The sequence below is a fragment of the Streptomyces sp. NPDC003393 genome, assembly GCF_053589015.1.
The window spans coordinates 153119-167749 of record NZ_JBSFRB010000001.1 but is presented as its reverse complement, the minus strand read 5'-3'; the positions used below and the strand labels follow the sequence as shown (position 1 = coordinate 167749).

Here is a 14631-nt window from a genome sequence, read left to right as displayed (position 1 = left end):
CACTGATTCAATACGCAATGTTACTGAAACGCGCGGGTCCGATTGGGCGTTCGGCGGCGGACTCGGCAGACTCCCGCTCGCCGGTCCGGCTCCCGTCCGAGTCGGCCCCGGCGTCTCTCATCGAACCTGCGGAAGGAAGCACACAATGCGGAACACCGCGCGCTGGGCCGCCACTCTCGGCCTGACGGCCACCGCCGTCTGCGGGCCCCTCACCGGGGCCGCCCTCGCCACCCCGGCCGGCGCTCCCGCCTCCCTGTACGCCCCGTCGGCCCTGGTGCTCACCGTGGGTCACGGGGACAGCGCCGCCATCGCGACACCGGAGCGTGCGGTCACCCTGACCTGCGCCCCGTCGGCCTCCGGCACGCACCCGGCGGCCGTCGAGGCGTGCGCCGAACTGCGCGGCGCGAGCGGCGACTTCGACGCCCTGACGGTGGGCGGTGACGTGCTGTGCACCAAGGAGTACAACCCCGTGGTCGTCACCGCCGCCGGCGTCTGGCAGGGCAAGCGAGTCTCCTACGAGCGCACCTTCGCCAACGAGTGCGTGAAGAACGCTTCCGTCACCAGCGTCTTCGCGTTCTGACAGACCGGGATCGCGCGGTTCCCGCGCAGCACCGAAGGGACCCGTGACTGGGGAGTGCGGGCCCCGGCGCGGCGATCCGCGGCGATCTCGCACCAGGGGCCGGACGGGCGGAGTGGGGCCGCCCGCCGGCCCCTGGCATCGTCGCGACGACAGCAACCGGCGAGGGGGACTTCGGGTGCCCTACGCCCGCGCGCGGTGACTGGTGTCGCACCAGGGCCAGCGGCGGCTGCGACGGCAGGTGCACAGCGCGACCCGGAACCGGTCGGAGCGGACCGTGGTGCCGTCCTCCAGTTCCACCTCGACCGGGCCGTCGACGAGGATCGGACCACACCGCTGCATCGTCACCCGGCGAGGCGGGCCGGAGCGCCGCTCACCCCGCGGGGCCTCAGAGGGGACGTTCGGCACGGATGACCACCAGCTCTTCCTTCGCGTCGGCCGGGCCCAGCAGGCCCCGCTCCCGCAGCCATCCCTGCCGGGAGCGCAGCACCGGACCGAACGCGATCCAGCGACGGCTCACCACGGCGGCCTTCAGGCCGGCCGCGCGCAGCAGGAGCAGGCTGCGGCCGGGGCCGCTCAGCGCGGAATGGACGAGCAGCAGCACACCGCCGGGCCGCAGGAGTTCGGGTCCGTCCCGGCAGATCCGGTCCAGCACGAGACGCCCGTCGTCTCCGGCGTCCCAGGAGCGGGACCTTCCGTGGAGTGCGCGCCGGGCGTCGGGGGAGGGCATGTACGGCGGATTGGCCAGTACGACGTCGAAGGACAGCCCGCGTACCGGTGCGAAGAGATTGCCCCTGAGGGCGCGGATGCGGACACCCGCCCGCCGGGCGTTGAGGCGGGCCGTCCACACCGCCCGCCGGGACAGGTCCACCGCCGTCACCTCGGCGCCCCGACGCGCGGCCGCCAGCGCCAGCGCGCCGCTGCCGGTGCCCACGTCCAAGACCCGGGCGCCCGGCCGGAACGGTTCACCGGACAGGACTTCGGTCAGCAGCGCGGTGTCGTCCTGGGGGGCGTAGACACCGGGAAGCACCAGTTCAGTCACGGTGCGCGAGTACCCCGCAGATCACGAGATATGGGCTGATTCACGAAATACGCATCGCGCGTTCCGCCGGTGTGCCGAGCGGGACGCGCAACGACGACCGGCCCGCGCGCCAGTCGGCGAGCAGCCGATCGCCGAAGCGGTCCTCCAGATGCCCCGTCGCCTCGATGCCGAAGACGACGTCCGGTGCCAGCCCCGGTTCCTCCTCGAGCAGCCCGGCGATCACCTCGTGGCGTACGACCTGCTCGTGCACGGCGTCGGCCTCGACGTGCTCGTCGTAGAAGAACTCGGCGGCCGGGCCGGCGCCCGTGCGGCGCATCGCCTCGGCCAGTCGCCGGGAGCCGGGGGAGGAGGTTATCTCGACCGCGGCGAAGTGGCCCACCAGGGCGCCGCGCAGCTCCCGGTGCAGACCGAAGAGGGACATCAGGTTCACCGTGGCCAGGGCCTCGGCGGAGGCCGCGCCCAGATAGCGGCCGTACGTCGTGTCCAGGTCCAGGTCGGCCATCAGGTCGGCGAACAGCCGGGCGTGCACCCGGTCGGCCCGGCCGCCGCCGTACTCGTCGAACTCCACCGCCGCCATGGCCGCCTTGGCCCGGCCCCACAGCCGGGGCAGTACCCAGGCGTGCGGATCCGCCTCCTTGAGGTGGTACAGGGAACGCTGGGCCGCGTACTCACGCAACTGCCACAGCTCGCCCTCGTCGCGCAGGTAGTGCGAGACGCCCGTGCCCCGCACCGGCTCCACCAGCAGCTCGGCGAGGGCGTCGTCGAGGCGGGCGTGCCCAGGGGCGCCGGCGCGCAGGGCGGCGAGGAAGCGCTGCTCCAGCGCCGCGCGCACCCGCAGCAGCGCGGGGTCCCACTCGTGGTCCGGGGTGACGTCCGCGAAGCCGCGGTAGTGCAGTTCGTAGCACAGATACAGGGCGAGCTGGAGGTCGTCGCCGTACGCCTCCGCGCCGGCGGCGTCCTCGGCGCGGGGCGGCGGTCCGGCGCCGCGCAGGTACGCCGTCACGGCCGCGGAGAGAGGTCCCCGGGCCGGCGGCAGTGCGGGCCCTCGGTGATCGTGCTCCATGCGACGCGGGTACCCCCGAGGTTCCCGGCCATCCACCGGCCGTCCACGGGGCCGGGTGCGGTGTCCGTCTACCGCCCTTGGTCGCCGCCGGCTTCCGCCCGGGACTCCTCCTGGGCGCGCTCGTTCGGAGTGGTCGCCTCCGCGGCCTCGCCCAGGTGCCGCCGCTCCCGGGAGTCGTCGACGTCCGTCTCGGCGTTCTCGATCTCGTGCAGGATCTCACCGGCCGCGCTGTCGGGGCGGTCCTGGCGCCGCCCGCCGTGGTGCTCACCCATGGCGCTCTCGTCTTCCCTTCGCCGTCGTACGCGCACCGTGCCGGTGCGCTCGGGTCGGTGGGGTACCCGCTGCGGGACCGTCCACGCCCGCGTGGCGGGCTTCCGCCCGTGCGTGCATGCCTTGACGGGAATATAACCGTAGAGGCATATTGGACCGGTGTCCGACGCCGTTCTCTGGTCCGCGCTCGCCGACCCCCATCGGCGCGCCATCGTCGACCTGCTCCTTCGGGGACCGCGGCCGGTCGGCGAGATCGTCCAGGCCTGCGGTCTGAGCCAGCCGAGCACCTCGAAACACCTGCGGGTGCTGCGCGAGGCAGGGCTGGTGCGGGTCCGGCAGGACGCGCAGCGCCGCGTCTACGCCCTCGACCCGGCCCCGATGGCCGCCCTGGACGCCTGGCTCGCCCCGTACCGCACGCTCTGGAACAAGAGCCTCGACGCGCTGGAACGCCGTCTCGACGCGGCACCGGACGACACCGAGAAGCCCCCACCGCACGCCCAGAAGGACTGATCCCATGTCCGCCGACCTCACCGGCACCTACCTCACGCTCGACGACGGCCGCCCCGCGATCCGCTTCAGCCGGACCTACGCTCACCCCGTGGAGCGCGTCTGGCACTTCGTGACCGACCCGGACGAACTGACGGAGTGGTTCCCCGCCCGCGCCGAGATCGACCAGCGCCCCGGCGGCACCGTCACCTTCAGCGGCGACCCGAACCTGCCGGAGTCGACCGGCCGGGTGCTGGCCGTCGACCCGCCCCGGCACCTCTCCTTCACCTGGGGCGGCGACGAACTCCGCTTCGACCTCGAACAGCTCGACGGCGGGCGCACGCGCTTCACCCTCACCCACGTCCTGGCCGCCGAGGACACCGCGGCCCGCAACGGGGCCGGATGGGAGGTGTGCCTGACCGCCCTGGACGCCAGGGCACGCGGTGAGCGCGTCGAGGGCGCGCATGCCGGGCCGAGTGCCGCCTGGAAGGGCTTCTACGACGGCTACGTCGCGGCCGGGGTTCCTGCCGGGGCCTTCGTCCCGGGCATGGACTGACCCGGGGCGCACCCGCCGGGCGGGCCACTCACGCCAGTTGCCGCCGCACCAGCTCGTGCAGCCGGCCGCCGGGGTCCGCGAGCAGTTCCGCGGGCGCGCCCTGCTGGACGATCCGGCCGTCCTCCATCACGACGACCCGGTCCGCGTCCAGCACCGTGGACAGACGGTGCGCGATGACGACGCGCGTGGCGTCGAGCTTGCGCGTGCTCTCGATCACGATCCGCTGTGTGTCGTTGTCCAGCGCGCTGGTCGCCTCGTCGAAGAAGAGGATCCGCGGGCGCCGTACCAGGGCCTGGGCGATCATCAGCCGCTGGCGCTGGCCGCCGGAGACCGCCGAGCCGCCCGAGACGATGGTGTGCAGCCCCATCGGCATCCGCCTGATGTCCTCGGCCAGACCCGCCATCTCCGCCGCCGCCATCGCCTCCTCCGGCGAGCACGGCTCGGTTCCGCGGATGACGTCCAGGATGGAACCGGTGAAGGGCTGGGCGTTCTGGAGCACCACCCCGCACTGCCGGCGCACCGCCGACGGGTCGAGCGCGGCCAGGTCCTGGCCGTCGTACAGCACACTGCCCGACAGCGGCCGGTCGAAGCCGATCAGCAGCCGCAGCAGCGTCGACTTGCCGCAGCCGCTGGGCCCGACGATCGCCACGAACTCGCCCGGCCGCACCCGGAACGACACGTCGTCCAGGACCAGCGGCCCGTCGTCGGCGTACCGGAAGGACAGCCGCCGCGCCTCGATCGCCCCGGACAGCGGACCCGGCCGGGTGCTCGCCGTGCGCACCTCCGGTGCGGCGTCGAGCACCGGCCGGATCTCCTCGAACAGCGGCAGCGCGGCCACCGCGGAGACGAACGCGCCGGTCAGCTGGGTGACCGAGGTCAGCACCATCGTCACCGAGGTGCTGAAGGTCAGGAAGGCCGCCGCCGACATCGAGCCGCGCGCCGGACCGGCCAGCAGCATGAACATCAGCAGGGTGCACACCGGCAGGTACACCGCGCCCAGCACCGTGGTGAGGTTCTTGATCCGGCCCACCTTCTGCTGCAGTTCGCGGCTGTCGGCGAACCGTTCGGCCCAGGCGGCGTACGCGTAGTTCTCGGCCGCCGCCACCCGCAGCTTCGGCAGCCCGCGCAGGGTCTGGAAGGCCTGGTTGTTCAGCTTGTTGGTGAGCACCACCAGCCGCCGCTGCCAGCGCACCTGCCACAGCCCGAGCCCCAGGAACACGGCCGCGATCACCACCAGCATGCCGATCGCCGCCAGCGCCATCGACGCGCTGTACCAGAACAGCAGCGCCAGGTTCATGGCGCCGACGGTCACCGACTGGACGACGACCGGACCGACCCCGGCCAGCAGCCTGCGGATGGCGCTGATGCCCATGGCGGCACTCGCCAGCTCACCGGTGGACCGCTCGGTGAAGAACTTCGTCGGCAGCCGCAGCAGCCGGTCCCACACGGCCGGCTGCAGGGTCGCCTCGATCCGCCCCTCCAGCCGGAGGATGGTCAGGTTCTCCATGAGCATGAAGGCCGCCGCCACCAGGCCGCCGACCATCACCGCCAGGCACACCCGCGCGATCAACCCTTGCTCGGCCCGCGGCACGAACTCGCCCAGCACCTTGCCGGTCGCGATCGGCACCAGCGCCCCGATCGCGACCGTCACCAACCCGCTGACGAGCAGGTTCACCAGATCTCCGCGGGTGCCGCGCAGACTGAAGCGGAGCAGCCCCAGAGGGCCGAGCCGGCCCTCGGGCAGCGGCCGGTAGAACATCACCGCACGGGGTTCGAACTCCTCCGCGTTCGCCTTCTCGATCGGCGTCTCCCGCCCGGTCGCCGGGTGCACGGCGACGTACCCGCCGCGCCGCCACAGCAGCGCGACCGGGGCGCCCGACAAGGCCCGGTGGCCCACCAGCGGCCCGACGTTCTCCCGCCACCAGGTGCCGTGCAGACGCACGGCCCGGGTGCGCACCCGGGAGGCCAGGGCCACCCGCTCCACCGGATCCAGCCGGTCGCCGCCGGTGCCGGACTGCGGCGGAGCGGAGAGCCGGATCCCGGCGGCCAGGGCGACCAGGCGGCAGGCCGCGTACGTGGCGTCCGCGTCCGCGGCCGTGGCGCGCTTGCCCGAGGACCGGCCGATGGAGGCCAGCAGGGTGCGGTCGGCCTGGGCGCGGACCGCCTCGCCGGCCGCGATGCCCGCCGCCGTCCGGCTCTCGTGGGTGCGCTCCAGCTCCTCGATCCAGCGGTCCAGCGAGGTCAGCAGCCGGTACTGCTGGTCCACCATGGACTGCCACAGGCCCGGGTCCATCAGCAGGTCGGCCGCCGCCTCGGCGCCGTACAGCGCCCCGTACTGAACACTGCCCGGCGGCACCTGCATCCAGAACACGTCGTCGTCGGCGGGCGCCGCGGACCGGTCCTCGGCCATCGGGGCCTGGAAGAGGACGGACAGGCTGCGGCCCACGCCCAGTGCGAGCGCGTACTCCAGCGGGCTGGTCGCGGGCGGCACGTACTGGGGGTTGCCGTACTCGTCGTAGGACCAGGTCTGGCCGGCGGCCGGCTGGTACAGCTCGCGCAGCCCGATGCGGTGCACCACGCAGTCCCTGAGCGGGCGTGCCACCAGGGTGTGCCGGGGCCCCGCGACCGGCCCGAGCAGCAGCGAGCCCGCCTCCAGCCGGCCCAGATGGTGCCAGTGGCCCTGCTGCGCCGCGTCCACCGCGAACAGGTCCACCGCGCCGGACGCGACCAGCCACAGCACCTGCGGCCCTTCCAGGTCGAGCCGGTTCAGGCCCGTGCAGTCCACCGGCGTGCCCACGGGCGCCAGCGCCCCGAGGACGAGATCGCCTTCGCCGACGGTCGTCATCTCACCGCTCCCTGACCAGCGCCGCGTACGCGCCGCCGCGCGCCACCAGCTCCTCGTGCCGTCCGCGTTCGACGACCGTGCCGTGCTGGAGCACCACGATCTCGTCGCTGTCGCGCACGGTGGACATCCGGTGCGCGATCACCACGCACGCGCAGCCGCGCCGCCGCAGGCTGTCCATGACCACCTGCTCGGTCTCGGCGTCCAGCGCGCTCGTCACCTCGTCCAGGACGAGGATGCTGGGCCGGCGCACCAGTGCCCGCGCGATCTCCAGGCGCTGGCGCTGCCCGCCGGAGAAGTTCCGGCCGTCCTGCTCGACCCGGCTGTGGATGCCGCCGGGGCGGCGCATCACCACGTCGTACAGGGCGGCGTCGCGCAGCGCCTCCACCACGGCGTCGTCCGGGATCGACGGGTCCCACAGGGCCACGTTGTCGCGGACGGTCCCCTCGAAGAGGAACACGTCCTGGTCGACGAAGGACACGGAGGCGGCCAGGGCGCCGCGGGGGATGTCCTCCAGACGCTGCCCGTCGATGCGGATCACACCTTCCCACGGCGTGTACAGCCCGGAGATCAGCCGCGACACCGTCGACTTGCCGCTGCCCGAACCGCCCACCAGCGCCACCTGCTGCCCCGGCCCCACGGCCAGGTCGAAGCCCGAGAGCAGCGGTTTGTCCAGCGGGCTGTAGCCGAAGCTGATGTTCTGCAACTCCACGTGGCCGTGCAGCCGACGGGTGGAGTCGCCGGCGCCGGGACGGGCGTAGAGCGGGTCCGTGCGGAAGTTCTCCACGTCCTTGAGCCGGGCCACGTCGGCCGCGAAGTCCTGGATACGGCCCGCGACACCGTTGAGGCGGGTCAGGGGCGCGGTGAAGCGGGTCACCAGTGCCTGGAACGCGACCAGCAGACCCACCGAGATGTGCCCCTCGATGGCCCGCATGCCGCCGATCCACAGGATCAGCGCGCTGTTCAGCGTGGCCAGCGTCGGCGCGACCACACCCAGCCAGGCGCTCGGCACCCCCAGCCGCTGCTGCTCCTCCAGCGTGGTGGCGTGCTGCCCGGCCCAGGTGCGGAAGTAGCCGTCCTCACCGCCGGTCGCCTTCATCGTCTCGATCAACTGGAGCCCGGTGTAGGCGGTGTTCGTCAGCCGAGCCGTGTCCGCCCGCAGCTTCGCCGTACGGGTCGCGCGCAGCCGTACGACCACGCGCATCGCCACGATGTTCAGCAGCGCGACACCGATGCCGACGAACGTCAGTTGCGGGTCGTAGGTGTAGAGGAGCACCGCGTACAGCACCACGACCACCGCGTCCACGCCCGCCGCCGCCAGGTCGCGGGCCAGCGTCTCGGCGACCTGGTCGTTGGACTGCAGGCGCTGCACCAGGTCGGCCGGGCTGCGCTGGGCGAAGAACGTCACCGGCAGCCGCAGCAGATGGCGCAGGAAGCGGGCCGCGGCCAGGGTGGAGGAGATCACCCGGCCGTGCAGGAGATTGGCCTGTTGCAGCCAGGTCAGCACGACGGTGAGCAGCACGCACGCGCCCATCGACGCGAACAGCACGCCCAGCAGCGACGTCTGTCCGCCGATCAGGTAGGTGTCGATGTAGGTGCGGCTGAGGGCGGGCACCGCCGCGCCGACCACCACCAGCAGCAGACTCGCCAGCATCGCCGCGGGCAGCGCGCCGGCGGTGCCGCGCAGCCGGGCCGGCAGGGCGCCCAGGATCCCCGGCCTGCGCCCGCCGCGGGTGAAGCCCTCGCCCGGCTCCAGCACCAGCACCACACCGGTGAAGCTGGTGTCGAAGTCCTCCATGGGGACGAAACGGCGGCCCTTGGCGGGGTCGTTGACGAACACCCCGCGCCGGCCCAGGCGGCGGCCCATGCCGTCGTAGACGACGTAGTGGTTGAACTCCCAGAACAGGATGGCCGGCGCCGTCACCTCGGCGAGGGCGGCGGTGTCCATCTGCATGCCCTTGGCCGTCAGGCCGTAACTCCGCGCGGCTTTCAGCAGATTGCTGGCGCGCGAGCCGTCGCGGGACACGCCGCAGGCGATGCGCAGCTCCTCCAGCGGGACATGGCGGCCGTAGTGGCCGAGCACCATGGCCAGCGAGGCGGCGCCGCACTCCACGGCCTCCATCTGGAGCACGGTGGGCGTACGGACGGCACGGCCCCGCCCCTTGGGGACCGGACGCCTGGTCGGGGCGGCGCGGCGGCGGCTCCGGGGCCGGGTGGTGGTCGTCACGGCAGCAGCCAATCGACGGGACGCTGGTCGGCCAGGCGGATCGAGGCCGTGGCCAGGGTCATGGAGTCCGGCCGGAACGGCGGGCCGTCCGCGGACGACCACCGGTAGCCGCTCTTCGTCGCGGGTGCCGCGTTCAGCCGTACGAGTACGGCGACGGGGCGTCCCTTCCTGGCGAACTGCTCACCCAGCTGGCTGTCCCCGAGGTACGCGGCGATCTGCTGGGCCGACTGCGCCGAGCGGTCCACGGACTTCACATGGCCGCGCAGCACGCCGTAGCGCTGGGCCGGAACGGAGGAGACGGTCAGGTCGACGGCGGCGTCGGCGGGGATGGCGGCGGCGTTCTGGGCGGGGACGTAGACGGTGGCGTACAGCGGGTCGGAGGCGTGGGCGACCTTCTCGACGGCGGCGACGTTCGTACCGGTGGAGACGATCTGCCCGACGGTGGCGGCGAGCGTCGTGATCCGCCCCGCGGCGACCGTACGGACGACCGACTCGCCCCGAGCCGTGCGCACCTTCAGCACGGGCGCGTCCGCGGGCAGCCGCCGGCCCTGCTCGGCGAGCACCGCGGTGACCTGCCCGGCGACCGGGCTCTGCAGGACGTAGCTGCCCTGTGCGTGGGTGAGGACGGCCGGCGCGGACACCGTGGAGGCCACGGACCCGGTCACGGCCCACACCGAGGCGGCGGCCATCGCCACGAGCGTGACGGACAGCACCAGCCAGCCCTGCGGGCGGGCGAGCCGCACCGGAAGGTCGAGCTCTTCGGGTGACTGCAGCTTGGCGAGGGCCTGTTGGCGGAACTGCACGGAACCTTCCCTCACCTGGGAGAGATGTCTCAGGGGATGTTTCACGGGGTGTTTCGGGACGCCGGGTTTTCCGGACGCCCGAGAGTCCCGGAACCGGGGCAGGTTCCGGGACTCAGGGATGACGCGGTGCGATCAGAGACCGGCGACCAGGTTGGTGACCGGGGCGGTGTTCAGGCCGGTCACACCCTCGACGGTGCCGACAGCCATGTCGACCAGGCCGGACACCGGGGCGAGGCCGTCCACCAGGCCGCTGGCGGTGCCGAGAGCGTTCACCGACAGACCGCCGGAGACGTTGTCGAGCTCGGCGTCGGAGATCTCGACGGTCTCAACCTGGGGGGTGGAGTTCATGATGGAACGTCCCTTCCTATGGGATTCACAAGGGGGAAGCGGCCCCCTCTGAGGACAGATGGACGGCCGCGACCACGGGTGCCGGACACCGGAATCAGCTGTGTCCGGCGGGCCCCGCGGTGCGATGGATCAAAGCACGCCGCGACCCGTCGGTTCCACTCAACCAGGCCTCTCACCTGGGAACTTGTCGCTCCGCCCACCCCATCCGTGCATGTGCGGACACGACTTGTCGGCCACTTCTTCACATGCCCCACGGCATCGGCGCGTTCAGCCCCTTGCTCCGGTTGCGACGAATCCGGCACTCCGCGCCAATGCCGCCCGAGGGGGCGTGCGGTTGTGCAGATCCACGGCGCACGGTGACTTCGTTGGGCATTCGCTGTGCAGATTCGCTGAAGCCATGCTTCCGCTCTTGATCGACGGCGGTTCGTCGACGGAACGTCGCCGGTCGATCGCCCGGTGTAGTCCGGCCGCCGTGCGCGTCCCGGCCCATGCCCCCGAGCGAGTCGCCGAATCCGCGCGCCGCGAGGCCAGTTGGGAGCGGACCACGGGGCAGGACGGGAAACGTAATTGAACGCCCCGCCCGAGGCCTGCGTACCAACAGCCATCCAGGCGCCCCCAACCCACTGCCGGACGGCGGTCCCGGCCCCGTCCCCAGGAGGTCGAGAAGTTTGAGTCACAAGCGAATCCCGAAGCGCAAGGCCGCGATAGCGGCGGGCGGCGTGGTGGCGCTCGGCGCGGCGGCGATACTGCTCCCCGGCGCCCACGCCTCCCAGGACGGCGCGGCGGACGGCGCCACCCCCAGAACCCTCAAGGCGACGGACGCCTCGGACCTCGCCGCACAGCTGGCCACGTCGCTCGGCGACGCCGTCGCCGGCTCCTACTACGACAGTGCCAGGCAGCAGCTGGTCGTGAACGTGGTGAGCGGCGACAACAACGTGATCGTCCAGGCGAAGAAGGCGGGCGCGGCCGTCCGCCGGGTCGAGAACAGCACCGCCGAACTGACCTCCGCCGCCCGGACGCTGAAGACCCGGGCCACCATCCCCGGCACCTCATGGGCCGTGGACCCGCGGACGAACAAGGTCGTGGTCACCGCCGACCGCACGGTCACCGGCGCCAGGTGGGACAGACTCCGGTCCACCGTCCAGAGCCTCGGTTCCGGCATGGCGGCCCTGAAGAGGTCCGCCGGGACCTTCAAGACCTTCGCCTCCGGTGGCGACGCCATCTTCGCCCAGGCGCAGGGCGGCACGGTCCGCTGCTCCCTCGGCTTCAACGTCACCGCGTCCGACGGCAGTCCGGCGTTCCTGACCGCCGGTCACTGCGGCGTCGCGGCCGAGCAGTGGGCCGACTCCCAGAACGGGCAGCCGATCGCCACGGTGGACCGGGCGACCTTCCCCGGCAGTGACTTCTCGCTGGTCAAGTACGACGACCCCGCCACCCAGGCGCCGAGTGACGTCGACGTCGGCAACGGGCAGACCGTCCAGATCACCCAGGCCGTCGACGCCACCGTCGGCGAGACGGTGTTCCGCATGGGCAGCACCACCGGCCTGCACAACGGGACCGTCACCGGCCTCGACGCCACCGTCAACTTCCAGAGCGAGACCGACCCGAGCGGCGTCGACACCGTGAACGGCCTCATCCAGACGGACGTCTGTGCCGAACCCGGCGACAGCGGCGGCTCACTGTTCACCCAGGACGGGGGCGCGGTCGGCCTCACCTCGGGCGGCAGCGGCGACTGCACCCAGGGCGGCGAGACCTTCTTCCAGCCGGTCACCGCGGCCCTTCAGGCGACCGGAGCGACTCTGGGCGCCGGCAACGGCGGTGGTGGTGGCGGTGCGGGCGACGGCGCCGGGCAGCAGGGTGCCGGTGACCAGGGCGTCGGAGACCAGGGCGTCGATGCTCCGGGCAGCGGGGACCAGCAGGCCGGGGGAGACCGGTCCGGCGCCGGCTCGCAGAGCGCGCCCGGCGACCCGTCGGGCGCCGGGGACGGCACCGGCGCCGCGGACGACCCTGGGGCGGCAGACGGCTCCCGGGGCGCCGGCGGCTCCGGGACGGCCCTGAACCACTGACCGGTACACCCGGCGGTTCCCCACCGGTCAGTGGATCGGTCCGGCCCTCCGGCGGGACGGCCGGACCGATCCGTACCCCCTCGGCCCCGCCACCGCCGTCCCGCCCGCCGCCCGGGCGTCAGCGGTTCCCGCGCGCCCGCAGCAGCAGCACCGCCACGTCGTCGATCCGCTCCCGTACCACCGCCGACTGCTCCACCAGGACGTGGGCCAGCTGACTCAGCGGCACGTCCCCGGCCGCGCCGAGCCGCTGTCCCAGCTCGGCCAGCGCGTCCTCGATGTCCGCCCCGGGCGTCTCGACGAGCCCGTCGGTGTAGAGGACGAGCACCGAGCCGGGGGCGAGGTCCACGCGCGTGGTCGGATACGTGGCGGCCGGGTCGATGCCCAGCAGCGGGCCACCCGCCAGGTCGAGCACGCGCACCCGTCCGTCCGGCCGTCTCAGCAGCGGCGGCGGGTGCCCCGCCCGGGACATCACCGCGGAGCCGTCGGACGCGTCGAGCCGCAGGTACAGACAGCTCGCGAACAGCTCGACCCCGAGGTCCATCAGCAGCCCGTTGGTGCTCCGCATGACGTCCTGGGGTTCCTGCCCGACCGTCGTGTAGGCGCGTACAGCCGTACGCAGCTGTCCCATCAGGCCGGCGGCGGTCACGTTGTGCCCCTGCACGTCCCCGATCACGGCGGCGGCGGTCGGCCGGGCGGGTACCAGGTCGTAGAAGTCGCCGCCGATCTCCATGCCCTGGGTGGCCGGCAGATAGCGGGCCGCCGCGTCGAACCCCGGCAGCCGCGGCAGCGAGTGCGGCAGCAGCGCCTGCTGGAGGCCGTGGGCCAGCCGGTGCTTGGCGTCGTAGAGCCGGGCCCGCTCCAGCGCCTGCGCGATCAGCCCGCCCAGGCTCGTCAGCACCGCCCGCTCCTCCGCGGCGAAAGGGTGCGGGTCGGCGTAGGACAGCACACAGGTGCCCACCGGGCGCCCGGACGCGATCAGCGGCAGGTACGCCCAGGCGGCGAAGCCGTCCCGGATCGCCTGCCGGACCGGATACAGCCGCTCCAACTGCTGCCAGGAGTCGAAGAACGCCGGTGCCCCGGTCGTCAGCACCCGTGTGGTCGGCGCCGGCGCGGACAGCGGAGTCCCGTGGAACTGCTCGACGGCCCGCGGATCCCGGTAGCCGCGGTGCCCCAGCACGTGCAGCCGCCCCGACTGGCAGGCGAGGATCATCAGACCCTGGCTGCCGACGGCCGGGACGATCTCGTCCGCGACCAACTGCACCACGTCCTCCACGCCCACCGCCTCGGTCAGTGCCCCGGCCAGGTTCAGGACCTGGGAGATGGTCACCAGGCTGGGCGCTGCGGAGGCCCCGCCGGACGGGGGCGCGGCGCGGCCGAGCTCCGCCACCGCCCGGGCCCGGCTGATCCGGATGCTCAGCCCGGTGGTGTCGGGGTACATCCGGAACGACAACCAGTCCGCGGGCGGGCGCAGCGCCACGAAGGACGTGACGCGCTGACTGAGCAGCGCGCCACGATACCGGTCCTCGTACATCGGGTCGTTGAGCCACGGCACCGACGCCCACAGCCGGGTGCCGAGCAGTTCGCTGACGGGCAGGCCGAGCAGCTCGGCCGCGGCGGCGTTGGCGTAGGACACCCGGCCGTCCAGGTCGAGCGAGGCCAGTCCGTAGGGCAGGCGGTGCACCATACGGGCCGCCTCGGCCGAGCCCGGGGCGCCGGCCGCACCGACGACCGACGGGACGGCGAGGAGATCCGGCTCCGGCGGCAGCCTGCGGCGCTCGGCCGCCGCCCCCTCCAGACGCAGCGCCAACCGGTCGCAGGCGCCGGTCAGGTGCTCCCGCTCCCAGTCGGCCAGCACCGGAGGGTGCTCGGCGGGCCAGGTCACGAAGATCGCGCCGTACACGGCGGACGGCGTCGCCAGGGGCAGCGCGGCCAGCGCGAAGGGGTAGGGCAGGACCACGGCGACGCGTGGGAAGCAGCGGGCCATCTCCTCCTCCCCGCCGACCCAGACCAGCCCCCGCTCGCGCACCGCCTGGGCGACCGGGACCGGCGCGCTCAGCCCGACCCGCTCCCAGGGCGCGACGAACGCGCGGGGCATGCCCGCCATCACGGCCATCTGCAGCACCGGCTGGTCGGGCGCGAGCAGGTACACGGCACCCGAGTGGGCGTGGACCTCGTCCATCATGGCCGCCAGCGCCAGGGACAGCAGCGGTCGCCCGACCGCTCCGATCCCGGTCGGCGCCGCCGGTCCGGACGGCTGGTCCTCGGCCACGCCGACCACCTCCTCGTACCCGCACGGCTGCGCGACGGGTCCCCCGGATCAAGACTCCCTCCGGAACGCCGGCCGCGCACGG

At 73.3% G+C, this 14631-nt stretch carries 13 protein-coding genes; 4 read left to right on the top strand and 9 right to left on the bottom strand.

Translation table 11 applies throughout. The features are described 5' to 3' along the window. The first annotated feature begins 145 nt into the window (after positions 1-145). Positions 146-580, top strand: a complete 435-nt coding sequence (locus ACWDUZ_RS00720; RefSeq protein ID WP_451629563.1) for a protease inhibitor — start codon at positions 146-148, stop codon at positions 578-580. Between the two features lie 180 nt (positions 581-760). On the opposite strand, the gene ACWDUZ_RS00715 is transcribed toward ACWDUZ_RS00720, so the two are convergent. The 4 genes from ACWDUZ_RS00715 to ACWDUZ_RS00700 form a co-directional block, all read right to left on the bottom strand. Beyond that, entirely contained in the window at positions 761-985 is a 225-nt protein-coding gene (locus ACWDUZ_RS00715; protein WP_451629562.1) for a CDGSH iron-sulfur domain-containing protein, read from the bottom strand. Beyond that, entirely contained in the window at positions 966-1619 is a 654-nt protein-coding gene (locus tag ACWDUZ_RS00710; RefSeq protein WP_451629561.1) for a HemK2/MTQ2 family protein methyltransferase, read from the bottom strand. The genes ACWDUZ_RS00715 and ACWDUZ_RS00710 overlap by 20 nt, the downstream gene beginning before the upstream one ends. Before the next feature lie 40 nt (positions 1620-1659). Then, positions 1660-2682, bottom strand: coding sequence for an iron-containing redox enzyme family protein (locus ACWDUZ_RS00705; protein ID WP_451629560.1), 1023 nt, complete (start codon positions 2680-2682; stop codon positions 1660-1662). A 68-nt stretch (positions 2683-2750) separates the two neighbouring features. Next, positions 2751-2954 carry a hypothetical protein gene (locus ACWDUZ_RS00700; RefSeq protein WP_451629559.1) on the bottom strand — a complete coding sequence of 68 codons (204 nt, stop codon included), beginning with the start codon at positions 2952-2954 and terminating at the stop codon, positions 2751-2753. Positions 2955-3111: 157 nt separating this feature from the next. Between ACWDUZ_RS00700 and ACWDUZ_RS00695 the strand changes: the two genes are divergently transcribed. Together ACWDUZ_RS00695 and ACWDUZ_RS00690 are read left to right on the top strand one after the other, a co-directional pair. Continuing rightward, a complete protein-coding gene (locus tag ACWDUZ_RS00695) occupies positions 3112-3462 on the top strand; it encodes an ArsR/SmtB family transcription factor (protein ID WP_451629558.1) in 351 nt (116 codons plus the stop codon). Between the two features lie 4 nt (positions 3463-3466). Next, the gene (locus ACWDUZ_RS00690; RefSeq protein WP_451629557.1) at positions 3467-3994 is read left to right on the top strand and encodes an SRPBCC family protein; all 528 of its coding nucleotides are present in this window, start codon (positions 3467-3469) and stop codon (positions 3992-3994) included. A 28-nt stretch (positions 3995-4022) separates the two neighbouring features. On the opposite strand, the gene ACWDUZ_RS00685 is transcribed toward ACWDUZ_RS00690, so the two are convergent. From ACWDUZ_RS00685 to ACWDUZ_RS00670, 4 genes are all read right to left on the bottom strand, one after another. After that, the gene (locus tag ACWDUZ_RS00685) at positions 4023-6839 is read right to left on the bottom strand and encodes an NHLP bacteriocin export ABC transporter permease/ATPase subunit (protein WP_451629556.1); all 2817 of its coding nucleotides are present in this window, start codon (positions 6837-6839) and stop codon (positions 4023-4025) included. 1 nt (position 6840) lies between these two features. After that, entirely contained in the window at positions 6841-9063 is a 2223-nt protein-coding gene (locus ACWDUZ_RS00680) for an NHLP family bacteriocin export ABC transporter peptidase/permease/ATPase subunit (RefSeq protein WP_451629555.1), read from the bottom strand. Further along, positions 9060-9866: an HlyD family efflux transporter periplasmic adaptor subunit gene (locus ACWDUZ_RS00675; RefSeq protein WP_451629554.1), complete on the bottom strand. Its 807-nt coding sequence runs from the start codon at positions 9864-9866 to the stop codon at positions 9060-9062. The genes ACWDUZ_RS00680 and ACWDUZ_RS00675 overlap by 4 nt, the downstream gene beginning before the upstream one ends. 132 nt (positions 9867-9998) lie before the next feature. Next, positions 9999-10214 (bottom strand): type A2 lantipeptide, encoded by a 216-nt coding sequence (locus ACWDUZ_RS00670; RefSeq protein ID WP_451629553.1) that lies wholly within the window; start codon positions 10212-10214, stop codon positions 9999-10001. 668 nt (positions 10215-10882) lie between these two features. Between ACWDUZ_RS00670 and ACWDUZ_RS00665 the strand changes: the two genes are divergently transcribed. Beyond that, a complete protein-coding gene (locus tag ACWDUZ_RS00665) occupies positions 10883-12280 on the top strand; it encodes a S1 family peptidase (protein WP_451629552.1) in 1398 nt (465 codons plus the stop codon). A 118-nt stretch (positions 12281-12398) separates the two neighbouring features. Here the strand turns inward: ACWDUZ_RS00665 and ACWDUZ_RS00660 are convergent, their stop codons facing one another. Beyond that, positions 12399-14558 carry a SpoIIE family protein phosphatase gene (locus tag ACWDUZ_RS00660; protein ID WP_451629551.1) on the bottom strand — a complete coding sequence of 720 codons (2160 nt, stop codon included), beginning with the start codon at positions 14556-14558 and terminating at the stop codon, positions 12399-12401. Between the last annotated feature and the right edge of the window lie 73 nt (positions 14559-14631).